At 65.1% G+C, this 21,085-nt stretch carries 21 protein-coding genes; 13 read left to right on the top strand and 8 right to left on the bottom strand.

Annotation, left to right across the window (positions count from 1 at the left end; translation table 11 throughout):
• Nucleotides 1-4: 4 nt before the first annotated feature.
• The 5 genes from oscA (at nucleotide 5) to BLR77_RS22765 (ending at nucleotide 4,112) form a co-directional block, all read left to right on the top strand.
• The gene (gene oscA, locus BLR77_RS22745) at nucleotides 5-187 is read left to right on the top strand and encodes a sulfur starvation response protein OscA (RefSeq protein WP_074682162.1); all 183 of its coding nucleotides are present in this window, start codon (nucleotides 5-7) and stop codon (nucleotides 185-187) included.
• 102 nt (nucleotides 188-289) lie between these two features.
• Complete coding sequence (locus BLR77_RS22750) at nucleotides 290-1,288, top strand: sulfate ABC transporter substrate-binding protein (protein ID WP_074682164.1); 999 nt, start codon at nucleotides 290-292, stop codon at nucleotides 1,286-1,288.
• Nucleotides 1,289-1,414: 126 nt separating this feature from the next.
• Complete coding sequence (cysT, locus tag BLR77_RS22755; RefSeq protein WP_074682166.1) at nucleotides 1,415-2,233, top strand: sulfate ABC transporter permease subunit CysT; 819 nt, start codon at nucleotides 1,415-1,417, stop codon at nucleotides 2,231-2,233.
• 10 nt (nucleotides 2,234-2,243) lie between these two features.
• On the top strand, nucleotides 2,244-3,116 hold the full coding sequence (gene cysW / locus BLR77_RS22760) for a sulfate ABC transporter permease subunit CysW (RefSeq protein WP_074682168.1): 873 nt from the start codon (nucleotides 2,244-2,246) through the stop codon (nucleotides 3,114-3,116).
• 3 nt (nucleotides 3,117-3,119) lie between these two features.
• Nucleotides 3,120-4,112, top strand: a complete 993-nt coding sequence (locus BLR77_RS22765; RefSeq protein WP_074682170.1) for a sulfate/molybdate ABC transporter ATP-binding protein — start codon at nucleotides 3,120-3,122, stop codon at nucleotides 4,110-4,112.
• Between the two features lie 146 nt (nucleotides 4,113-4,258).
• On the opposite strand, the gene BLR77_RS22770 is transcribed toward BLR77_RS22765, so the two are convergent.
• Complete coding sequence (locus BLR77_RS22770; RefSeq protein WP_074682172.1) at nucleotides 4,259-4,951, bottom strand: ArsR/SmtB family transcription factor; 693 nt, start codon at nucleotides 4,949-4,951, stop codon at nucleotides 4,259-4,261.
• 81 nt (nucleotides 4,952-5,032) lie between these two features.
• On the opposite strand from BLR77_RS22770, the gene BLR77_RS22775 reads away from it, so the two are divergent.
• Nucleotides 5,033-5,392 (top strand): antibiotic biosynthesis monooxygenase family protein, encoded by a 360-nt coding sequence (locus BLR77_RS22775; protein ID WP_074682174.1) that lies wholly within the window; start codon nucleotides 5,033-5,035, stop codon nucleotides 5,390-5,392.
• Nucleotides 5,389-6,126 (top strand): sulfite exporter TauE/SafE family protein, encoded by a 738-nt coding sequence (locus BLR77_RS22780; protein ID WP_074682176.1) that lies wholly within the window; start codon nucleotides 5,389-5,391, stop codon nucleotides 6,124-6,126. Before BLR77_RS22775 ends, BLR77_RS22780 begins: the two co-directional genes overlap by 4 nt.
• Nucleotides 6,127-6,135: 9 nt before the next feature.
• On the opposite strand, the gene BLR77_RS22785 is transcribed toward BLR77_RS22780, so the two are convergent.
• Entirely contained in the window at nucleotides 6,136-6,537 is a 402-nt protein-coding gene (locus BLR77_RS22785) for a hypothetical protein (RefSeq protein ID WP_074682178.1), read from the bottom strand.
• Between the two features lie 122 nt (nucleotides 6,538-6,659).
• On the opposite strand from BLR77_RS22785, the gene BLR77_RS22790 reads away from it, so the two are divergent.
• Nucleotides 6,660-7,454: an MmyB family transcriptional regulator gene (locus BLR77_RS22790; RefSeq protein ID WP_074682180.1), complete on the top strand. Its 795-nt coding sequence runs from the start codon at nucleotides 6,660-6,662 to the stop codon at nucleotides 7,452-7,454.
• 123 nt (nucleotides 7,455-7,577) lie between these two features.
• Nucleotides 7,578-8,324 (top strand): hypothetical protein, encoded by a 747-nt coding sequence (locus tag BLR77_RS22795; RefSeq protein ID WP_074682182.1) that lies wholly within the window; start codon nucleotides 7,578-7,580, stop codon nucleotides 8,322-8,324.
• 81 nt (nucleotides 8,325-8,405) lie between these two features.
• Here BLR77_RS22795 and BLR77_RS22800 read toward each other — a convergent pair whose 3' ends face one another.
• A complete protein-coding gene (locus tag BLR77_RS22800; RefSeq protein ID WP_074682184.1) occupies nucleotides 8,406-8,930 on the bottom strand; it encodes an Mpo1 family 2-hydroxy fatty acid dioxygenase in 525 nt (174 codons plus the stop codon).
• A gap of 123 nt (nucleotides 8,931-9,053) precedes the next feature.
• Here BLR77_RS22800 and BLR77_RS22805 point away from each other — a divergent pair, with 123 nt between their 5' ends.
• From BLR77_RS22805 to BLR77_RS22815, 3 genes are all read left to right on the top strand, one after another.
• Nucleotides 9,054-9,737 (top strand): Crp/Fnr family transcriptional regulator, encoded by a 684-nt coding sequence (locus BLR77_RS22805; RefSeq protein WP_074682186.1) that lies wholly within the window; start codon nucleotides 9,054-9,056, stop codon nucleotides 9,735-9,737.
• A 61-nt stretch (nucleotides 9,738-9,798) separates the two neighbouring features.
• Complete coding sequence (locus BLR77_RS22810) at nucleotides 9,799-11,793, top strand: metallophosphoesterase family protein (RefSeq protein WP_074682188.1); 1,995 nt, start codon at nucleotides 9,799-9,801, stop codon at nucleotides 11,791-11,793.
• A 187-nt stretch (nucleotides 11,794-11,980) separates the two neighbouring features.
• Nucleotides 11,981-12,406 carry a GNAT family N-acetyltransferase gene (locus BLR77_RS22815; RefSeq protein WP_074682190.1) on the top strand — a complete coding sequence of 142 codons (426 nt, stop codon included), beginning with the start codon at nucleotides 11,981-11,983 and terminating at the stop codon, nucleotides 12,404-12,406.
• Between the two features lie 106 nt (nucleotides 12,407-12,512).
• Here the strand turns inward: BLR77_RS22815 and BLR77_RS22820 are convergent, their stop codons facing one another.
• From BLR77_RS22820 to BLR77_RS22845, 5 genes are all read right to left on the bottom strand, one after another.
• Nucleotides 12,513-13,826, bottom strand: coding sequence for an NAD(P)/FAD-dependent oxidoreductase (locus tag BLR77_RS22820; RefSeq protein ID WP_074682192.1), 1,314 nt, complete (start codon nucleotides 13,824-13,826; stop codon nucleotides 12,513-12,515).
• A 152-nt stretch (nucleotides 13,827-13,978) separates the two neighbouring features.
• The gene (locus BLR77_RS22825) at nucleotides 13,979-15,346 is read right to left on the bottom strand and encodes a glutamine synthetase family protein (RefSeq protein ID WP_074682194.1); all 1,368 of its coding nucleotides are present in this window, start codon (nucleotides 15,344-15,346) and stop codon (nucleotides 13,979-13,981) included.
• A 376-nt stretch (nucleotides 15,347-15,722) separates the two neighbouring features.
• Nucleotides 15,723-17,294: a methyl-accepting chemotaxis protein gene (locus BLR77_RS22835; RefSeq protein WP_074682198.1), complete on the bottom strand. Its 1,572-nt coding sequence runs from the start codon at nucleotides 17,292-17,294 to the stop codon at nucleotides 15,723-15,725.
• A gap of 372 nt (nucleotides 17,295-17,666) precedes the next feature.
• A complete protein-coding gene (locus tag BLR77_RS22840) occupies nucleotides 17,667-18,743 on the bottom strand; it encodes an FAD-dependent oxidoreductase (protein ID WP_074682200.1) in 1,077 nt (358 codons plus the stop codon).
• Nucleotides 18,740-19,753, bottom strand: coding sequence for an AraC family transcriptional regulator (locus BLR77_RS22845; RefSeq protein ID WP_074682202.1), 1,014 nt, complete (start codon nucleotides 19,751-19,753; stop codon nucleotides 18,740-18,742). Before BLR77_RS22845 ends, BLR77_RS22840 begins: the two co-directional genes overlap by 4 nt.
• A gap of 103 nt (nucleotides 19,754-19,856) precedes the next feature.
• Between BLR77_RS22845 and BLR77_RS22850 the strand changes: the two genes are divergently transcribed.
• On the top strand, nucleotides 19,857-20,915 hold the full coding sequence (locus BLR77_RS22850) for a fatty acid desaturase (RefSeq protein WP_074682204.1): 1,059 nt from the start codon (nucleotides 19,857-19,859) through the stop codon (nucleotides 20,913-20,915).
• Nucleotides 20,916-21,085: the final 170 nt, after the last annotated feature.

The raw sequence follows: 21,085 nt of genomic DNA on the forward strand, positions 1-21,085 counted from the left end.
GGAAATGACCGCGACGCTGAGAAACCTGGAAGGACAGGACGAAGCCGTGATCCTGCGCGAGATCCAGACCGCCCTGCATGGCCTGAAATTCGGTTCGGTGGAAATCACCGTGCACAACGGCCAGGTGGTGCAGATCGAGCGCAAGGAAAAGATTCGCCTGCAACAACCGAGCACCAAGAACAGCTGAAACATGATGCGGCCCGACTGGACCACCAGAGGGCTCGAGAAAGATCGCCCCGCCTGACACCCAATACGCCAACACAAGAATTTCACAGTTAGGAGCTGCACCATGTCCCTTCGTCGTTTTGCCCTGGCCGCGCTGGCCAGTGCCCTGATCGCCGGCCCGGTGGCCGCTGCACAAACCCTGCTCAACGTGTCCTACGACCCGACCCGCGAGCTCTATACCGAATTCAACGCCGCGTTCAACAAGCACTGGCAGGCCGAGGGCAACGAAGCGGTGACCATCCAGCAATCCCACGGCGGTTCGGGCAAGCAGGCCCGCGCGGTGATCGACGGGCTGCGCGCCGACGTTGTGACCCTGGCCCTGGCCGGCGATATAGACGAGCTGTACAAGCTCGGCAAGCTGATCCCGGAAAACTGGCAGGAGCGTCTGCCGGACGCCAGCACCCCCTACACCTCGACCATCGTGTTCCTGGTGCGCAAGGGCAACCCGAAAGGCCTGAAGGACTGGGATGACCTGGTCAAGCCGGGCGTGGAAGTGATTACCCCCAACCCGAAAACCTCCGGTGGCGCGCGCTGGAACTTCCTCGCCGCCTGGGCCTATGCCCAGCAGAAGTACGGCAGCGAAGCCGAGGCCAAGGCCTTCACCGAGAAGCTCTACAAGAACGTCCCGGTGCTCGATACCGGCGCCCGCGGCTCGACCATCACCTTCGTCAACAACGGCATCGGTGACGTGCTGCTGGCCTGGGAGAACGAGGCCTTCCTGGCGCTCAAGGAAGAAGGCGGAGAGAACTTCGAGATCGTCGCGCCTTCGCTGTCGATCCTCGCCGAACCGCCGGTGAGCGTGGTCGATCAGAACGTCGACAAGAAAGGCACCCGCAAAGTAGCCGAGGCCTACCTCAACTACCTGTACAGCGAGGAAGGCCAGCGTATCGCCGCCAAGCACTTCTACCGCCCACGCAATCAGGCGGTGGCGGCCGAGTTCGCCCAGCAGTTCCCGCAGCTCAAGCTGGTGACTATCGACGCTGACTTCGACGGCTGGAAGAGCGCGCAGCCGAAGTTCTTCAACGATGGCGGCATCTTCGACCAGATCTACCAGGCCCATTGATCCGTAGGGTGGATCACGCTTCACCGATCCACCATCGGCCTCTGCGAGCGCCGCTGGTGGAAGTGAAAAGCGACTTCCACTCTACACACAGCACGTCTTTCTTTCGCCCTACGCCAAGGCCAAATCATGTCTCGTCGTACTTCCCCCGTCATACCCGGCTTCGGGCTGACGCTGGGTTACACCCTGGTGTACCTCAGCCTGTTGGTGCTGATTCCCCTGGGTGCCATGTTCGTCCACGCTGCCCAGCTCACCTGGGATCAGTTCTGGGCAATCATTTCCTCACCGCGCGTGCTGGCCGCGCTGAAGCTGAGCTTCGGCACCGCTTTTCTCGCGGCTGTTATCAACGGCGTGATTGGCACCCTGCTGGCCTGGGTGCTGGTGCGCTACACCTTCCCCGGTCGCAAGATCATCGAAGCGATGATCGACCTGCCGTTCGCCCTGCCCACCGCCGTCGCCGGTATCGCCCTGACCGCGCTCTATGCGCCTAACGGTTTGATCGGCCAGTTCGCCACCGCCCTGGGTTTCAAGATCGCCTACACCCCGTTGGGCATCACCCTGGCGCTGACCTTCGTCACCCTGCCCTTCGTCGTGCGCACCCTGCAGCCGGTACTGGCCGACATCCCGCGCGAGGTCGAGGAAGCCGCCGCCTGCCTCGGTGCCAAGCCGCTGCAGGTGGCGCGCCACGTGCTGCTGCCGGCGCTGCTGCCGGCCTGGCTGACCGGCTTCGCCCTGGCCTTCGCCCGTGGCGTTGGCGAGTACGGATCCGTCATTTTTATAGCCGGCAATATGCCGATGAAGACCGAGATCCTGCCGCTGCTGATCATGGTGCAGCTGGACCAGTACAACTACGCCGGCGCCACCGCCATTGGCGTGCTGATGCTGGTGGTGTCGTTCATCCTGCTGCTGCTGATCAACCTGCTGCAGCGCCGCATCAGCCGTTCTTGAGGAGCCAGGCATGTCATCTGCAACCCTGACGGCCAGCGCCGCCAACAACGCCGCGCGTCGCGGCAACGCCCTGGGCCGCCGCCTGCTGATCATTTCGGCCTGGCTGGTGTTCGCCTTCTTCCTGCTGCTGCCCTTGTTCGTGGTGGCGACCGAGGCGCTCAAACAGGGCGTCGGCGTGTTCGTCGCTTCGATCCTCGAACCCGACGCCATCAGCGCGCTGAAACTGACCCTGCTCGCCGTGGGCATCGCCGTGCCGCTCAACCTGGTGTTCGGCGTGGCCGCCGCCTGGTGCGTGAGCAAGTACGAGTTTCGCGGCAAGAGCATTCTGGTGACCCTGATCGACCTGCCGTTCTCGGTGTCGCCGGTAATCGCCGGCCTGATCTACGTGCTACTGTTCGGCGCCCAGGGCTTCTTCGGCCCCTGGCTGCGCGAGCACGACATCCAGATCATCTTCGCCCTGCCCGGCATCGTCCTCGCCACCGTGTTCGTCACCGTACCCTTCGTCGCCCGCGAGCTGATCCCACTGATGCAGGAACAGGGCACGCAGGAGGAAGAGGCGGCGCGCCTGCTCGGTGCCAATGGCTGGCAGATGTTCTGGCACGTCACCCTGCCCAACATCAAATGGGGCCTGGTCTACGGCGTGGTGCTGTGTACCGCGCGGGCGATGGGCGAGTTCGGCGCGGTATCGGTGGTGTCCGGGCACATCCGCGGCTACACCAACACCCTGCCGCTGCATGTCGAGATTCTCTATAACGAATACAATCACGTCGCCGCCTTCAGCGTTGCCAGCCTGCTGCTGCTTCTGGCGCTGTTCATCCTGCTGCTCAAGCAGTGGAGCGAGTCCCGTATCAACCGCCGTAAAGCCAGTGCTGGCGAGGAATAAACCATGAGTATCGAAATCCGCAACGTCAGCAAGAACTTCAATGCGTTCAAGGCGTTGAACGAGATCAACCTGAACATCCAGAGTGGCGAGCTGGTCGCCCTGCTCGGCCCGTCCGGCTGCGGCAAGACCACCCTGCTGCGCATCATCGCCGGCCTGGAAACCCCGGACAGCGGCACCATCGAGTTCCACGGCGAGGACGTTTCCAACCACGACGTGCGCGATCGCAACGTCGGCTTCGTGTTCCAGCACTACGCGCTGTTCCGCCACATGACGGTGTTCGACAACGTCGCCTTTGGCCTGCGCATGAAGCCCAAGCGCGGGCGCCCGAGCGAAGACGTGATCCAGCAGAAGGTGCACGAACTGCTCAATCTGGTGCAGCTCGACTGGCTGGGCGACCGCTACCCGGAACAGCTCTCCGGCGGTCAGCGCCAGCGCATCGCCCTGGCCCGCGCCCTGGCGGTGGAACCCAAGGTACTGCTGCTCGACGAACCCTTCGGCGCGCTCGACGCCAAGGTGCGCAAGGAGCTGCGTCGCTGGCTAGCGCGCCTGCACGAGGACGTGCACCTGACGTCTGTATTCGTCACCCACGATCAGGAAGAAGCCATGGAAGTGGCCGACCGCATCGTGGTGATGAACAAGGGCGTGATCGAGCAGATCGGCACGCCGGCCGAGGTCTACGAGTACCCGGCCAGCGACTTCGTCTATCACTTCCTGGGGGACGCCAACCGCCTCTACGTCGGCAACGACCACCACGTGCTGTTCCGCCCGCATGAGGTCGACCTGTCCAGCGAACCGAGCCCGGAACACAAGGCCGGCGAGGTGCGCGACATCCGCCTGCTCGGCGCGATCACCCGCATCACCCTCAAGGTCGAAGGCCAGGACGAGCTGATCGAGGCCGAGGTGGCCAAGGATCACATCAGCCTGGACAACCTCGCCCGCGGCACCACCCTGTACTTCAAGCCCAAGGGCGGCAAGCCGGTCAGCGCCCAAGCCTGAATGAAGCCTCACCTGTAGTACGTAGGGTGGGCGTAGGGTGGGCTTCAGCCCACAGAAACAGAGCTCAGCCTTTATTTGGTGGGCTAAAGCCCACCCTACGAATCTAAAGCGGATCGTCGCCCGGCCCACCCTACGGAGCTACGAAGCTACGGAGCCGCGATCGCCATGATCGCCCTACGCCCCTGCGGTGAAACCTGCAGCGCACGCGAACCCGTGCTGCGCCGCAGCCAGCCCTCGCCTTCGCACAGACTCAGCAACGCCGCGCCCAGCGCACCACCGAGATGCGGTTTGCGCTCGCTCCAGTCCGGGCAGGCACAGAGTCGCTGGCGGCGCTGACGGTTGACCTGATGCAGATCGATCCCCAACGCCTGCAGCCCCTGCTCGCCGCTTGCCGTCAGCTTCAGCGCACCGCCCTCCTCGCTCAGCCAGTCAGCCGCGCGCATGCGCGCGAACACGCCTACCGCCAGTTCGCCGGCCAGATGGTCATAGCAGGTACGTGCCTCACGCATGGCCTGCGGCGTACCGCGTGAGGCCGGCACCGCGCGGGGTTGCCGTGGCTGCGCGGCGAGCGCGGCACTGGCCAGGGCTTCGACAAGTTGCCCGACTTCCGGCCCGGCCAGGCGGTAATAGCGATTGCGCCCATGGCGCTGCTGCACCAGCAGGCCGCCTTCCACCAGTTTGGCCAGGTGCGCGCTGGTCGATGACGGCGACAATCCCGCGAGCAAGGCCAACTCACCGGCCGGTCGCGCACTGCCGTCCATCAGTGCCCAGACCATGCTGGCGCGCCCGGCATCGGCGAGCAGGGCGGCAATCGAACTGAATCCCGGCGCGTATTCCATAATTCACCTCATGACGAAACATGGCGTGCAGTAAGTATGGATACTGGCAGGCAACGTCAACCAGAGCCAGGGAGAAACTCGATGCTCGCCGTGATCTTCGAAGTTCAGGCCAAGCCGGGCCAGCAGCAGGACTATCTCGACCTTGCCGGTGAGTTGCGCCCGCTGCTCGCCGAGCAGCCCGGCTTCATCTCCATCGAGCGCTTCCAGAGCCTCACCCAGCCGGGGAAGCTCCTGTCGCTGTCGTTCTGGCAGGACGAAGCCTCGATCCAGGCCTGGCGCCAGCGCGAGGAACACCGGCGCGCACAGACGGCAGGACGCGAGGAGGTCTTCAGTCACTATCGGTTGCGCGTGGCCCAGGTACTGCGCGACTACGGCATGCACGAGCGCGAACAAGCGCCGGCCGACAGCCGCGCGGCTCTCGAACAGAAGGCAGCTCGATGACCGAGCACCTGCCCCTGATCCTCGCCACCTTCCTGCTCGCCGGCATGGTCAAGGGCGTGGTCGGCCTCGGCCTGCCAACCATCGCCGTCGGTCTGCTCGGCCTGGTGATGGCGCCATTGCAGGCCGCCGCGCTGCTGATCATCCCGTCGATGGTGACCAACATCTGGCAGCTGTGCGACGGTCGCAGCCCACAGCCGATGCTGCGCCGGCTGTGGCCGATGCTGCTGGGAATCCTGTTCGGCACGCTGCTGGTCGCCGCTGTACTGCAGAGTCTCGACCTGCCCGGCGCCACCCGCTGGCTGGGCGTTGCACTGGTAGTCTATGCACTGCTTGGCCTGGCCAAGGTGCACTTTCGTGTGGAGCGGGCCAAGGAAGGCTGGCTGGGTCCGGTGATCGGTGCGATCACCGGTGCAATCACCGCGGTCACCGGCGTGTTCGTGATTCCCGCCGTGCCCTATCTGCAGGCCATCGGCCTGGAGAAGGACGATCTGGTCCAGGCCCTTGGGCTGTCCTTCAGCGTCTCCACCCTGGCCCTGGCGGCAGCGCTCGGTCACAGCGGTGAACTGCTGCAACCGGCGGTGCTGGGCCTGTCGTCGCTTGCTCTGCTGCCCGCACTGCTGGGCATGGCCGCCGGCCAGTGGCTGCGCAAGCGCATCAGCGCGGAGCGCTTCAAGCGCTGGTTCTTCATCGGCCTGTTGCTGCTTGGGGCCGAACTGGCACTGCGCGGTCTCTGAGCCTGGCCATCAAACGGCGGCAGCCTGCGACTGCTTGAGGCCGAACCATTGCAGCTCGGCCAGCAGCGCCACCGCCAGCGCCTGGCCGATGATGAAGGCGTAACCAAACAGATTCGGCGACACCCAGCCGATCACCAGAACCAGCAGACTGTCGATCACCCACAGCGCGTTGATCGCAATCACCGCCCAGATGGCCTGACGGCTGATTTCGGCGCGGTTGGACAACCACACCAGCAGCGCGGCGAAGGGCAGCAGGGCGCTACCGGCGACCAGCAACAGCAGGCGCGGCAATTCGAGAAAGGCGCCCAGCCAGCCGGCCGCCAGGACCAGCAGCAGGCCAGTGACGCCGCTGAGCAGGCCGTCGAGCAGAAGAGCATTGCGCAGCATCGGGTTGGGTTGCAGTGCGTTCATGACGAATCCTCCATAAGGGCACCGGAGTGATGCCTGGCCTACAGATTTCGCCGAAACGCACGGGTCGTCGATTACCTGTCAGGTAATGGCCGACATGACCTGACTGCACTATCGTGCAGGCCATGAATACCAACTCCCAGACCGCCGGCGCCCTGTTGCGCCAATGGCGCCAGCGGCGCCGCCTGAGCCAGCTCGACCTCGCCTGTGAGGCACAGATATCCACCCGCCACCTGAGCTTCGTCGAGACCGGACGCGCGCAACCCAGTCGCGAGATGCTGCTGCACCTGGCCGAGCAGCTGGAGATTCCCCTGCGCGAGCGCAATCGCCTGCTCAGCGCCGCCGGTTTCGCCCCGCTGTACAGCCAGCACGAGCTGAGCGACCCGGCGCTGGCGCCCGCGCGTCAGGCCATCGAACAACTGCTCAAGGCCCACGAGCCCTATCCGGCGCTGGCCATCGACCGGCAATGGAACCTGCTGGCGGCCAACGCTGCGCTCGGCCCCTTTCTCGCCGGCATGCCGGACTTTCTCCTCGGCCCGCCGCTCAATGTGATGCGCCTGTCGCTGCACCCCGAAGGCCTGGCACCGCGCATCGCCAACCTGGCGCTGTGGCGCGCGCACCTGCTGATGCGCCTGCAGCGCGACGCCGAGATCAGCGGCGACGAAGCCCTGTTCGACCTGCTCGACGAGCTGCGCGGCTATCCGGAGCCGGCGGAAGTCGCTGCGCCACCGAGCGACGCCGTGCTGGTGCCGCTGCAACTGCACAGCGAGCAAGGCGTGCTCAGCCTGATCAGCACCATCACGGTGTTCGGCACGCCGAATGACGTGACCCTCGCCGAACTGGCGCTGGAAACCTTCTTCCCCGCCGACGCGTTCACCGCCGAGTACCTGCGTAATCTGATGAAAGCCCCTGAACGGTAGCGATTTCCGACGAAATCACTCTTTCGGGTCATGCTCCGCTGCGCTTGGCGCAGTAGTCTTGATGCTGCGTCGTTGACGCCGCCAATGCATACCTGCTCAAAACAATAACAAGGAGCACCCCGGATGCGCTGTAAAGCACTGTTGCGTCATGCTTTTTTCTGGTCGCTCGGACTCTTCGTCGGGCTCTCGCCCATAGCCTTCGCCGAGGCCGTCAGCCCGCAGGAACAGATTCAGATATACGCCAGCCGCGCCACCAGCAGCCTGATGCTGTTACGTGGCGAAGGTTTCCAGAAGACGCATCAGCAGCGTCTGGAGGCCGACCTGGCCGCTCTGGCCGGCGCCATGCAGAGCCTTCCGCAGGCCAGCGCCGAACTCACCAGCGCCCATCAGGCCCTCGTTACCCAGTTACGCAACGGTGTTTCCTATGGCCCCGGTGACGAGAACGTGCCCTGGCGCTTCCCCGAAGACCTCAGCCGGGCCCTGCGCGATTTTCTCAGCGCGGCCCGCGCATTACCCGGTGCTGAGGGCCAAAGCGAGCTGGCGGCCAAGATCGAGTACCTCAGCGTGCAGTACCTCAGTCGCTCCTATCTGGGCACCTTCGAGATTGCCCGTGAACAACCCGATACCTATCTCGGCCAGGACGAACGCCTGCTACTGCCGGCCATCGACAGCGAACTGCAGGCAATCGAGGACCCCTCCGACCCACAGATAACCAAGCTGCAGACCCGCTGGAGCTACCTGCGTGCGGCACTGGCCGACATGAACAGCCAGAGCAACACCCTGCAGAGCGTCTCCGGCCGCCCCTTCGCCCCCATCACCGTGGATCGCCACGCGCGTTCGATGACGGCGCAGTGGATGGCGATGTTCTAGAAAGGCTCGCGGCTGAAGCCCCTCCCACAAAACCGAGTGACCGTGGGAGGGGCTTCAGCCGCGACGAACAGCAGCACGTGCTCAGGCCAGCGCCTTCTTCTCGCGAATGCAGGTCGGCCCGGCGATCTCCACCACGGCGTGCTCGACCTCCTTGCGCAGGCCGAGCAGGAAGGCCAGTTCGGCGACCACGAACAGCGGGCCGACCACCAGGCCCATGACATCATCGACGAACGCCGGCTTGCGCCCTTCGTAGTAATGACCGACGAACTGAATGATCCAGCCGACCACGAACAGGCCGATACCGGCCGTGAGCCACAGCGCGGTCGAGGCATTCGCCAGCGCGGCGCCCGCCCACAGGCAAAGCCCCAGCAGCACGGCCATGAGCAGGCCGAAGCGGGTATCCAAACGCAGGTAGAACACGGCGGCAGCCAGAGCAGTCAGCGTGGCAGGCGCCAGCCACAGGCCGGCGATTTCGAAACCGGGCCGCGACAGCAGCACGGCGACGGCCAGCACGATCATCGGGATGCCGATGAAGTGGCTGGCGATATTGCGCCGGTCGCGATGGTAGGCGGCATACTGAGCCAGGTGATCGACGAGGGTTTTCATTGTTATCGTCCTCATGTGTGAAACGGGCCCGAGCATGATCGCCTCGCCCGGGCTCGTCGCACTGTCGGCTAGCCGACAATGGCAGGGATCGCCACACCGCCGCGCAACCTTGCAGGAGCCGCAATGCACGATCCTCGTCACTACAGCAGCCAGCTGAACCAGGGCCACTGGTTCGCCTCGCTGCCCCAGGCACTCAGCCAGAGCCTGCTGGGCATGGCCCAGGTGCAGCATCTGGACGCCGGCCAGCGGCTGTTTCGCCGTGGCGACAAACCCAGAGGGCTGTATGCGGTGGTGGAGGGCGCGGTGCGCATCGGCGCGGTCAGCGAGAACGGCAAGGAGGCGCTGCTGACGCTGGTCGAGCCACCCTACTGGTTCGGCGAGATTTCCCTGTTCGATGGCCTGCCGCGCACCCACGATGCCTTCGCCGAAAGCGCCAGCACCCTGCTGCTGCTGCCCCAGCACGAATTGCTCGCGCTGCTCGAACGTCAGCCGCAGTACTGGCGCGACTTCGCCCTGCTGATGAGCCACAAGCTGCGCCTGGCCTTCATCGCGCTGGAGGACATGAGCCTGCTGCCCGCCGCGCCGCGCCTGGCCCGACGCCTGCTGCTGATCGCCGAGAACTACGGCGAGAGCGAACCACGCCGAGTGCTGCACCTGGCCCAGGAACAGCTGGCGCTGATGCTCTCGCTGTCGCGCCAGACCACCAACCAGATCCTCAAGGAGCTGCAGGCGCAGGGCGTGGTTCACCTGACCTACGGCGAGATCGAAATTCTCGACTTCGAGCGCCTGCGCCAGCTGGCCTCCTGAACCGCTAGCGTCCGGCCACTGTCCAACCCCTGTCGTTTTTTCTGCCGGAAGTGCCGTACCGATGCCAGACAACGCTCACGCTCCGCTGCCCGATGCGCTCGCCGGCCCGCTGCTGCGCCGTCTCGAGCCCGGCCGCCTGGTGCTGTGGCTGGTGGCCAGCCGTGAACTGAGCCTGCAACTCTGGCTACAGCCCGAGGGCCAGGCGCAGCAGACGCATGCACTGAATGAGCACTGCCAGCAGCTACCGCTGGGCCGACAGGCCGTGCTGCACCTGATCGACCTGCCACTGCAGCAGGCGCTGCCACAGGACGTGCGCATCGCCTATGACCTGCAGATCATCGATGACAATGACACGCAGGGCATGCGCGCCTGGGCGCCGCATCTGCTTTACCAAGGCGCCGAGCATGCCGATTTCGTCCTGCGCTCGCGCGTCGAGCAAATGCTTCATGGCTCCTGCCGCAAGCCCCACCATGCTGCCGATGACGGCCTGCTCTGCGCCGACCGTCTGCTGGCCGAACAGACCGATCCCGCGCAGCGCCCGGCACTGCTGCTGATGAGCGGCGACCAGGTCTACATCGACGATGTCGCCGGCCCGCTGCTGTGCGCCATCCATCAACTGATCGCCCGCCTCGGCCTGTTCGACGAGTTTCTCGAGGGCGCCGTGGTCGAGAACAGCCAGGCGCTGTATGGCCACCCGGTCGGCTACTACCAACGCGCCGACCTGCTACCGGCGGTGAAGAGCAACCAGACCCTGCGCGACAAGTTCTTCGGCGGCGTGGAAAAGCCGGTGTTCACCAGCAACAGCGCCGACAACCATCTGGTGACCTTCGCCGAGATGATCGCCATGTACCTGCTGGTCTGGTCGCCACTGCCCTGGACGCTGATCAGCGAAGAACAGCCGCCGCTGGACGAGGAGCAACAGCAGCGCTATGCCAACGAACGCCAGCGCATCGACGCCTTCCGCCAGAGTCTCGACCAGGCCGCGCGGGTATTCGCCCACCTGCCGACGCTGATGATCTTCGACGACCACGACGTCACCGATGACTGGAACCTCTCCGCGCGCTGGGAGCAGACCGCCTACGGCCACCCGTTCTCCAAGCGCATCATCGGCAATGCCCTGCTCGCTTATCTGCTGTGCCAGGGCTGGGGTAACAACCCGGACGTGTTCGAACAGCCGCTGAATGCCTTTGCCGAACTGCTGCAGCAGCGCCAGGACGATCACTTGCAGGCCAAGGCGCAGGACGCGCTGATCGACCAGGTGCTGCATTTCGAGCAATGGCACTACGTGCTGCCGACCACACCAGCACTACTGGTGCTGGATACCCGCACGCGCCGCTGGCGCAGCGAAGGGCATCTGTCGAAGCCCTCGGGGCTGATGGACTGGGAGGCGCTGTGTGACTTCCAGCAGGCACTGCTCGACCACCCCAGTTGCATCATCGTCTCGCCCGCCCCGATGTTCGGCGTGAAGCTGATCGAGGGCATCCAGAAGCTGTTCACCCTGGCCGGCCATCCGCTGATGGTTGATGCGGAAAACTGGATGGCCCATCGCGGCGCGGCCAGCGTGATGATGAACATCTTCCGCCACTCGCGCACGCCGGGTGATTTCGTGATCCTGTCCGGCGACGTGCACTACTCCTTCGTTTACCGCGTGAACATCCGCCATCGCCGCGCCAGCCCGACCATCTGGCAAATCACCAGCAGCGGCATCAAGAACGAATTCCCGGCCGAGCTACTGGACTGGTTCGACCGTCTCAACCGCTGGCTCTACGCGCCCTGGTCACCGCTCAACTGGCTGACCAAGCGCCGGCGCATGCGCGTCACCCCGCTGATTCCTGATCGCAGCCGCTCAGGCGAGCGCCTGTGGAACAGTGCCGGCCTCGGCCAGGTATTCTTCGACGAACAGGGCCGACCGAAGCGCATCCTCCAGCTCAACGCCGATGGCTCACCGCCGGCCGCGTTCGTGGCCGAGCGTGAATCAGGCGCGGCGACGGCACCACTGCTCGGGCATCCAGATAGCAGTGCAGCACCGCGGGACGGTGGCGCAAGCCACCCGTGAGCCGATCGCATACGCCAAAGCTCAACGCCAAATGGCGCCGAAGCAGATGACATGCAAATTGACGACAGACGGTAGGATCGAAAAAACAGGCGTTACTGGAGTGCTCCGATTTGCTCAATGAACCCTCTGCACTCTCTAATTGGGTTCAAATTGGCGCCACAAGAACTCTTCTAATTCGGAGATTCCATTGAGCATTTACTCCTGCCTGTTAGAAACGCCATCCGCTCAGGTCTATCAAGCGCTTCGAATTGGCTCTGGCCTTAGCGCAAAGACCGATGAGGCCGCCGCACGGGGCTTACCTAACAGCCTTTTTGCCGTGCAAATCCTGCATGGCGCCCAACCCGTGGGAATGGGCCGCGTGATCGGTGACGGTGGCTGTTTCTTTCAAGTCGTGGACATCGCTGTTCTCAGGGAACATCAGGGCAAGGGGCTCGGCAAGCGCATCATGGGCGAAATCCTGCGGTTCATCGAAACCCATGTACCGGAAAGCGGCTACGTGAGCCTTATCGCGGATGGGCCAGCACAGGATCTGTACGCGCAGTTTGGCTTCGTTCGCACCGCGCCGCGCTCTGTTGGTATGGCTTACAAACGCCCGAGGCCTGCAGATACCTGATGTAAGAGTCAGGCCGCTCCAGAAATGACTCCAACCGTCTCTACGTTGATGACCTGAGCGGAGCGCGCCTGCCGCCAATCGCTACCGCTCGGTCATCCCCTGCGCTTCAGCGCAGCTTCTCCAGCATCTGGTAGTACCACATGCCGGCGGCCAGCATCGGGTTGCCGAGCTGGTCGCCCAGCGGCACCTTGATGTGCTTGCAGGCGGCGAAGGTGTCGTACTGCTCCAGGTCGCCGGTGATCGCCTTGGCCATGATCTCGCCCATGATGTGGGTGGTGGCGATGCCGTGGCCGGAGTAGCCCTGGCAGTACCAGACATTGGACGAGAGCTTGCCCAGCTGCGGGATGCGGTTCATTACGATGCCCATGGCGCAGCTCCACTGGTAGTCGATCTGCACGCCCTTGAGCTGCGGGAAGGTGCGCTCGATGCACGGACGCAGTTCACCGGCGATATCGCGCGAATCACGCCCGGAGTAGTTGCAGCCGCCGCCGAACAGCAGGCGGCCATCGGCGGTGAGGCGGTAGTAGTCGAGCACGAAGCGGCAGTCGTACACCGCCAGGTCCTGCGGGTTGATCTCTTTCGCCATGTCACCGAGCGGCGCGGTGGTGACGATGCCGCCCATGGCCGGAAAGATCAGGCCCTTGAGCTTGCGCCGCTCCAGCTTGTGGTAGACGTCGCCGGCCAGCAGCACCTGCTTGGCCTCGATCCGCCCACCGGTGGTGACCACCGCCGGACGCGGGCCGTGGACGATATCCAGCACCTCGGAATGCTCGAAGATCAACGCGCCCAGGCTCTCGGCGGCCTTGGCCTCACCGATGCACAGGTTGAGTGGATGCAGGTGCATGTTGCGGGTGTTCTTCAGGGCGCCGCAATACAGATCGCTGCCGAGTTGAGCACGTACTCCAGCCGCGTCGAGCAGGCTGACATCCTCGCCCATGCCACGGCGCAACGCCTCGTCATAAGTCGCCTTGAGCTCATCCATATGGCTGGCTTTCATCGCGGTATGCAGATGGCCGTGTTTGAGGTCGCAGTCGATGCCGTATTTGGCCACGCGGTTCTTGATAATCTCGTGGCCGCGCCAGCGCAGGTGCCAGATGAAGTCGTCCACCTCCTCGCCCAGGGTGTTGCGCATCTGCTTGCGCATGGCCTCGTCGCCAGAAAGGCTGCCAGTGACCTGGCCGCCGTTGCGCCCGCTGGCGCCCCAGCCGACCTTGTTGGTTTCCACCACGGCTACCTTGAGGCCACGCTCGGCCAGCTCCACCGCCGTGGCGATGCCGGTGAAGCCACCGCCGATGATGGCCACGTCCACCGTCACACTGCCCTGCAGCGTCGGGTAGTCGGTCTCGTAATTGAGCGAGGCCGAGTAGTAGGACGGCGCACGCTCGGCGGCAGGTTTGACGGCTTGGTTGATCGCGTTCATTGCATGTCCTTGGGGCGGCTGCACCGCCGTAGGGTGCGCTGTGCGCACCGATGAATCACTCGTCGCGGCTAAAGCCCCTCCCACAGGGGGCACCCACAATCTCCGCACTTTGTGGGAGGGGCTTTAGCCGCGAGTTTTTTGATTAAGAGCCTTCAGGCATTACTCAGATACCAGCGCCAATCCTGCTCGCCGACCTCGCCCATGAACTGGCGGTACTCGGCACGCTTGACCGCGAGAAAGACTTTGAGAAAGTCCGCGCCAAAGGCGTCGCGCGCCCAGTCGGAGCGCTCCAGCGCCTGGATCGAAGCCAGCCATTCGGTCGGCAGCAGAGTCTTGGCCTGAGCGTAGCCATTGCCTTCCACCGGCGCGCCGGGGTCGAGGCGATCAGCGATGCCACGGTGAATCCCGGCGAGAATCGCCGCCGCCGCGAGATAGGGGTTGGCATCGGCGCCGCAGATCCGGTGCTCGACGTGCCGAGTACCCGCCGGGCCGCCGGGCACGCGCAGGCTGACGGTGCGGTTGTCGACGCCCCAGGTCGGCGCCAGCGGCGCATAGCTGTTGGCCTGGAAGCGGCGGTAGGAATTGGCGTTGGGGCAGAACAGCAGCAGCGAATCGAGCAGGCTGGCCAGCATGCCAGCGACCGCATGGCGCAGCAGTGGCGTACCGGCAGGATCGATGCTAGCGAACAGGTTGTCACCCGCCGCATCAGCCAGGCTGACGTGCATATGCATGCCGGTACCGGCCAGATCATCGAAGGGTTTGGCCATAAAGCAGGCCTGCATCCCGTGGGCATGGGCCACACCCTTGACCAGACGCTTGTAGCGCACCGCCTGATCCATCGCCGCCAGCACCGGGCCGTGCTCCAGGGTGATTTCCACCTGGCCGGGGGCGTACTCGGAGATCGCCGTGCGCGCCGGAATGCCCTGCGCCTTGCAGGCTGCATAGAGATCACGCAGGAACGGCTCAATCTGCTCCAGCTCGCGCAGGCCGTAGACCTGCGTCTGCCGTGGACGGCCGCCGTCGGCGTCCAGCGCCGGCTGCGGGCGGCCCTGGGCATCGCGCTTCTGGTCGAGCAGGTAGAACTCCAGTTCGCAGGCCATCACCGGGTGATAGCCGTCGGCTTCGAGCTGCTCGATCACGCGGACCAGCAACTGGCGCGGATCGGCCGGCGTGGCCGGCAGGCCTTCGCTCGGGTGCATCGATACCTGCACGGCGGCGGTGGGCATCTGCCGCCAGGGCAGGCGCACCAGGCTGCCGGGCAGCGGATAGGCGCGGCAGTCGATATCACCCACCTCCCAGACCAGACCGGAGTCCTCGACATCCTCGCCCTGGATGGACAGGCCGAGCATGGTGCTCGGCAGCGGCCGGCCGCTCTGGTACAGCGCCAGCAGCTCCTCACGGTGCAGCAGCTTGCCGCGGGGTACGCCATTGGCGTCGAGGATGAACAGCTCGATCAGCTCGATATCGGGATTGCTGGCCAGGAAATCCTGGGCTTCCTGCACAGCAGCGAAAGTCGTCATATCGCACTCGCTTGCGCCAGTTGGGCGCTCGGTGTCCGCACGGCCCGTTCGATTCTCGAACAGGTTGCACAGGCAGACAAATGGGCATCAGCGGCTGCGGACATGGCGCAGCCATCGGTGTCAGCGGGCGGGGACGGCGTCCGGTGGGCGGGCGTGGCGGCAGTGCCACAGCGCCCAGAAGGCAAGGATGATGGTCAGCAGCGGGTTGAGTCGCTCCAACAGCCGCCGCCGCGCAGGCGCGCGGTACAGCGGAACATGGACTTGGCAGGCCAGGGAGATCATGGCTTGGCAGCGTCGCACAGGGTTTGACGTGAGTTAAATCGGGTTTTCCATACGCTTGGTTATGCGTTGGCTAAACAATCCCCCCAGCCCAACCCTACGGCTCCGGTCGATAGCCCAGACGCAAACCGCCCCAATGCTTGCCCTGCACCATGATCGGCACCGACAGGTCGTGCATCAGCTCGCCGGTATCGCGCATGTAGGTCTGTAGCAATAGCGCCTGTGTGTGGCTGCCGCAGCGGATGCCGGTGCGGTCGTTGAACAGGCGCTTGCCGCGGCTGCGGGTAGCGTCCACAGCCGGGTCGCCACTGGGCGGATGGTTGAACGCGGCGTTGTGCGTGGGCACGTAGCCTTGCGGGGTGGTGGCGATGGCGAAGACCAGCCCCTCATGGCGCTTGAGCAAGGGCTCCTGCAGCGCCGGCAGCACCTGATCCGCGTACTGATCGAAGCGCGTGCGGTATTTCTGCGGCTGGGTGCCGGCAATCGGCTGGTAGTGACGGTCGAACAGGTCGTCGAGGCTGATGCGGCCGCCCTGCAGGTCCTGCTCGAATTGCGCGGCGATAGCGGCGGCGCCCTCACGAGCCAGGTCGTAGGCGCGCTGGTGATAGTCGTCCAGCCCCACTTCGGCGAGCTGTTCACTGACCGTCTCGGCCTGCCCTACCAACTGCTCGGCGGCCTCGGCCAGCTGCCGCGTCTGCCCTTCACTGCCCTGCACATCGTCCTGCAATTGCAGTGCAGCAGCCGACAGGCTGGCAAGGCGCTGGTGATTGTCCGCCGTGCCGGCACTGATCTGCGCCACCTGCTGCTCGACCTCCTCGGCCTGGTCGGCGATACCGTGCAGGCGGCTGCCGGCCGTTTCGATCTGCTGCGCGGCCTGTTCCAGTTCGACGCTCTGGCGCTGGATATGGGTGACCACCGCCGTGCTCTGCTGGCGGATATCGGCGACCATCTGGCTGACTTCTTCGGTGGCGCTGGCGGTGCGCGCGGCAAGGTTGCGCACCTCGTCGGCGACCACGGCGAAACCCCGGCCCATCTCGCCGGCGCGCGCCGCCTCGATGGCGGCATTGAGCGCCAGCAGGTTGGTCTGGCTGGCGATGGACTGGATCACCTGGGTGACCTGCTCGATCTGTTCGGTACGGCTACCGAGACCATCGATCAGCTCACGACTGGCCAGGGTCTGGGCGCTGAGTTGCTGCATGCGTTCGATGGCCTGATTGAGTTCGGCCTGACCATTGGCGCTGGCATCACGCACATGGCGGGCCGCGGCCAGGGTCTGCTCGGCACGGGCGGCGCTGTCCTGTTCGGTGTGGGTGATGGCCTCGGCGGCCTGGCTGACCTGCTGCACCGCCGTCAGCTGCGATTGCAGGCGACCGGCCAGGTGCTTGACCGCATGGGCCACCTTGGCTGCGGACAGCGCGTTGTGGCAGGTGTGTCGCGACAGCCCGCGGCTGAGCTCGACGAAGTCGCCAGTCGCTCGTTGCTGGACGGCCTGCGCCGGCTCGTCGCGGCGTTGCCAAGGGCCGAGCCAGGGCCACAGCGCCAGCAGCAGGAAGGACAGCACGCTGACATAGGGCGGTAGTTGCACCTGCTGGTAGACCAGCATCAGCGCGCCCAAGCCCAGGGCGTGGAGCAGACAGGCAACCGGTGAACGGATAAAGGCAACTTGCATGACCGACCTCAGAGTTCTTGTTCTGGTGCGCGGCGAGGCGCGGTAGGCGGACGGGGTCACGACGGGTTCTCTCCTTGAATATCCCACGCAACCTGGGCAGCAGGCTACGTGTACGACAGGCCCGACGAAAATAAGCGTACGACCGGGCACCATGACCCGGATTCGAACAGCCTGGAAGCACCTGCACCATCAAACTTTGGTAGTACGCCGTCATGAATTTAGACGGTCCGTCCCCTGGCAGGCTGATCGAAATGCTTCCTGCGCCGCCCTCGGTGGGTGCACCCAGTCACTGTATCGACGCCTAGCCGCTGGGCATTAGCAGCGGGTGGGAAACGGTTCCGGCGTAAGCGCCCCGGCCTGGGTCTTCGGTGGCTAACCCACCATGCGATGGCGTTTGACGAAACGTCGGTCCAGCCAGTCCTTGCAGTGCCCGTACAACTGCCCGCCGGCACTCCAGTCGTGCCAACCGAGCAGCGCCCCGCCATCACCGGTGGCGAGCAGGGCGAGGCTCTGCCATTGCGCCCGATACTGGCGCAACGGGCGCCCCTGCAGCGCGGCCTGTAGATTGGTGCTCAGTACCGGCGCCTGACGCACCGCGAAACGCCCACTGCGGCGCATGCCATCGAGACTGGCACTGTCGCCGACGGCGAAGATCTGCGCGTGGGATTCGCATTGCAGGGTCGGACGAATGGCGATGAATCCGGCGGCGTCGCTGGCCAGCTGGCTCGACGTCAGCCACGGCCAGGGCCGTGCACCGCTGGCCAGCAGCAGGCGTCGCCCGCGCCACACGGGCTCGTCGCCGCTGAGCAACCAGTCATCCTCGATACGGCCGATCGGGCAATGCTCGCGCACCTGCACACCGCGCTGACGCAGATGGCCCAGTGCGCGCAGGCGCAGCCCAGGCCCCAGCCCGTCGAGCAAGGTTCCGCCGCAGAACAGCGCCAGCGCCGGTACCTTGTCGGCCAGCGCCAGGGCCAGCTCCACACCACCGGCACCACCACCGAGAATCGCCATGCGGCGTGGCTCGGTCTGCCATTGCTGCCAGCCTTCGAGCAGCCGGTCGATAGGCCTGGCAGCCAGCACCTGCATGCCATCGCCCTGCTGCGGCGGAATGGCCATGCCGGCGCCAACATTGAGCGACAGCCACTCGCTCTGCAGGCTGCGGCCGTCTGCGAGCTGCAGGATGCGCGCATCGGCGTCGAGCGAAGCGATTTCGCCCTCGATCAGCTCGACCTTCGCCGCCCGGCACAGCGGCTGCAACTCCACGCGGCAGTCCGCGGGGCTGAAACGACCACTGATCAGCCCCGGCAGCATGCCTGCATACCAGGCCTCCGGCCCGGGGCTGAGCAGGCCGATACGGCCTGGCGGGCGCTCCACCAGCGCCCAGCGGCGCAATACACCAAGGTGGGCATGGCCGGCCCCGGCCAGGATCAGGTCGTACTGGGTCATGCGTTGTTGCATCCATCGCGGTATTGACTCGGCGTCTGGCCGGTCCAGCGTTTGAAGGCTCGGCCGAAGCTGCTGCTGTCGCTGAAGCCGAGCAGATAGGCAATTTCACTGATCGAACAGCGCGGGTCGCGCATGTGCCGTAACGCCAGCGCGTGGCGCGTCTCGCCGAGCAGCGCCTCGTAGCTGGTGCCCTCCTCGGCCAGGTGACGCTGCAGGCTGCGCAGGCTCAGATGCAGGGTCTGGGCAATACGCTCGGCAGACGGCTCACCGTCGGGCAGTTGAGCTTCCAGACACGTGCGCACCCGCTCGCTGCAACTGGCCGCCTGCAGTTGCTCCAGATTGCGCCGCAGTACCGTCTCGTTGTGCTCGGCCAGCTCCGGGTTGCCATCGTCCAGGCGCTGCTCGAACGCGGCACGAGGAAAGCGCAGCAGGCTTTCCTCGGCATCGAACTGCAGCGGTGCGCGAAATACCGCCTGCCAGGGGGCCGGGTCGGTTGGCTGTGGACGCTGCAGTTGCACCAGTAGCGGCGAGAACTCGCGGTTCAGGCGATTACGACAGCTGCGCACGTAGATCGCGGCAAAGGCGTCCAGCGCTTCGGGCGCGGGCGCCGGGCTACCCGGCGGAACGCGAAAACGAAACTCGTAGACGTCATCCAGCTGGCGCAACTCCAGCTGCAGCGCATCGCTGACCACACGGTGATAGCGCACGATGCGCTCGAACATTTCACGCAGGCTGCTGCTGGCGATCAGCGCATAGCCCAGGGCGTGGAAAGTGGTCGGGCTGACGAACTGCGAGGTCTTCAGCCCCAGCGCCGGGTCACCACTGGCGGCCACCGCCAACTGCCACAGGCGCGTGGTGAGCGACAGCGGACAGCGCGCGTTGGGGTCGTCAAGCACTGCCGGATCAAGCCCCGCCTCGCGGCACAGGGCAGCGCTGTCCAGCCCGAGGGCATCGAGCTGCTTGCGCAGGGCGCGGGTCCAGCTGGCCAGGGTGGTGGGTTCGGCGGTCATGCAGATTGGCGTATCCGGTAGGCAGGTTGGCGTGCTCGGTCGGGCGCTATGACGACCGTCACGGCACAGTGAAGTCACAACCCAATAACAAGAGGATGTCGGCATGTCCCCCTCCCCCGCAAGCCTTAATGACCAGCAACGCGCTGCACATATCCGTGAACAGGTGATGGCCCACGGTAACGCCCTGCGCCAGCGCTACCCGATCCTGCAACATCAGGACGCGCTCGGCGCCGGTATTCTCGCGTTCGCGCTGCTCGGCATGGTCGGCTCGGCTGCACTGTATATCGGCGGCCATCTGGCCTGGTGGGCGTGCCTGCTGCTCAACGCCTTCTTCGCCTCGCTGACCCACGAGCTGGAACACGACCTGATCCACTCGATGTACTTCCGCAAGCGGCCGCTGCCGCACAACCTGATGATGGCACTGGTCTGGCTGGCGCGGCCGAGCACCATCAACCCCTGGGTACGCCGCCATCTGCATCTCAACCATCACAAGGTTTCCGGCAGTGAAGCGGACATGGAGGAGCGCGCCATCACCAACGGCGAGCCCTGGGGCATCGCCCGCCTGCTGATGGTCGGCGACAACATGATGAGCTCCTTCATCCGCTGGCTGCGGGCGAAGAATCCCGAGCACCGGCGGATGATTCTGACCCGCACGCTGAAGGTCTACGCACCGCTGGGGCTGCTGAACTGGGCGACCTGGTACCTGTTCCTCGGTTTCCATCTGCTGGACTGGGCCAGCGCTGCGCTCGGTGCGCCCATCGCCTGGTCGGCCAGCACGCTGAGCGTGATGGCAGTGGTGAACATCGCCGTGGTGGTGCTGGTCGGGCCCAACGTGCTGCGCACCTTCTGCCTGCACTTCGTCAGCTCCAACATGCACTACTACGGCGATGTCGAGCCGGGCAACGTGATCCAGCAGACCCAGGTGCTCAACCCCTGGTGGCTGTGGCCGCTGCAGGCGTTCTGCTTCAACTTCGGCAGCAGCCATGCGATCCACCATTTCGTGGTCAAGGAGCCGTTCTATATCCGCCAACTGACCGTGCCTTTCGCCCACCGGGTGATGCGCGAGATGGGCGTACGCTTCAACGACTTCGGCACCTTCGCCCGTGCCAATCGCTGGACGCGTCGTCAGAAGGCGACCGAGGAGCACACGCAGACTGCCTGAACCCGGCTCGAGAGGCCGCGCAGTCATTCACCAGGCGATCCCGACGGATGAGACTCGCAGCGCAATCATAGCGCCAGTAGTCGGCTAGAATTGCCCTGCGCCCAACCGCTCCCCAGACCCGACAGCGTCCACCGGACTTCGGCGCCCTCGTAGTAGCCATGAGGCGCCCA

Source organism: Ectopseudomonas alcaliphila, assembly GCF_900101755.1.
Taxonomy (GTDB): domain Bacteria; phylum Pseudomonadota; class Gammaproteobacteria; order Pseudomonadales; family Pseudomonadaceae; genus Aquipseudomonas; species Aquipseudomonas alcaliphila.

Excerpts from the sequence above, each read along its gene's own strand:
- BLR77_RS22790 (WP_074682180.1), top strand. The coding sequence starts at position 6,660 with ATGAATACCAACTCCCAGACCGCCGGCGCCCTGTTGCGCCAATGGCGC.
- oscA (WP_074682162.1), top strand. The coding sequence starts at position 5 with ATGACCGCGACGCTGAGAAACCTGGAAGGACAGGACGAAGCCGTGATC.
- cysW (WP_074682168.1), top strand. The coding sequence starts at position 2,244 with ATGTCATCTGCAACCCTGACGGCCAGCGCCGCCAACAACGCCGCGCGT.
- BLR77_RS22785 (WP_074682178.1), bottom strand. The coding sequence starts at position 6,537 with ATGAACGCACTGCAACCCAACCCGATGCTGCGCAATGCTCTTCTGCTC.
- BLR77_RS22835 (WP_074682198.1), bottom strand. The coding sequence starts at position 17,294 with ATGCAAGTTGCCTTTATCCGTTCACCGGTTGCCTGTCTGCTCCACGCC.
- BLR77_RS22770 (WP_074682172.1), bottom strand. The coding sequence starts at position 4,951 with ATGGAATACGCGCCGGGATTCAGTTCGATTGCCGCCCTGCTCGCCGAT.
- BLR77_RS22850 (WP_074682204.1), top strand. The coding sequence starts at position 19,857 with ATGTCCCCCTCCCCCGCAAGCCTTAATGACCAGCAACGCGCTGCACAT.
- BLR77_RS22800 (WP_074682184.1), bottom strand. The coding sequence starts at position 8,930 with ATGAAAACCCTCGTCGATCACCTGGCTCAGTATGCCGCCTACCATCGC.
- BLR77_RS22840 (WP_074682200.1), bottom strand. The coding sequence starts at position 18,743 with ATGACCCAGTACGACCTGATCCTGGCCGGGGCCGGCCATGCCCACCTT.
- BLR77_RS22795 (WP_074682182.1), top strand. The coding sequence starts at position 7,578 with ATGCGCTGTAAAGCACTGTTGCGTCATGCTTTTTTCTGGTCGCTCGGA.
- BLR77_RS22810 (WP_074682188.1), top strand. The coding sequence starts at position 9,799 with ATGCCAGACAACGCTCACGCTCCGCTGCCCGATGCGCTCGCCGGCCCG.
- BLR77_RS22805 (WP_074682186.1), top strand. The coding sequence starts at position 9,054 with ATGCACGATCCTCGTCACTACAGCAGCCAGCTGAACCAGGGCCACTGG.
- BLR77_RS22845 (WP_074682202.1), bottom strand. The coding sequence starts at position 19,753 with ATGACCGCCGAACCCACCACCCTGGCCAGCTGGACCCGCGCCCTGCGC.
- cysT (WP_074682166.1), top strand. The coding sequence starts at position 1,415 with ATGTCTCGTCGTACTTCCCCCGTCATACCCGGCTTCGGGCTGACGCTG.
- BLR77_RS22765 (WP_074682170.1), top strand. The coding sequence starts at position 3,120 with ATGAGTATCGAAATCCGCAACGTCAGCAAGAACTTCAATGCGTTCAAG.
- BLR77_RS22825 (WP_074682194.1), bottom strand. The coding sequence starts at position 15,346 with ATGACGACTTTCGCTGCTGTGCAGGAAGCCCAGGATTTCCTGGCCAGC.
- BLR77_RS22780 (WP_074682176.1), top strand. The coding sequence starts at position 5,389 with ATGACCGAGCACCTGCCCCTGATCCTCGCCACCTTCCTGCTCGCCGGC.
- BLR77_RS22750 (WP_074682164.1), top strand. The coding sequence starts at position 290 with ATGTCCCTTCGTCGTTTTGCCCTGGCCGCGCTGGCCAGTGCCCTGATC.
- BLR77_RS22775 (WP_074682174.1), top strand. The coding sequence starts at position 5,033 with ATGCTCGCCGTGATCTTCGAAGTTCAGGCCAAGCCGGGCCAGCAGCAG.
- BLR77_RS22820 (WP_074682192.1), bottom strand. The coding sequence starts at position 13,826 with ATGAACGCGATCAACCAAGCCGTCAAACCTGCCGCCGAGCGTGCGCCG.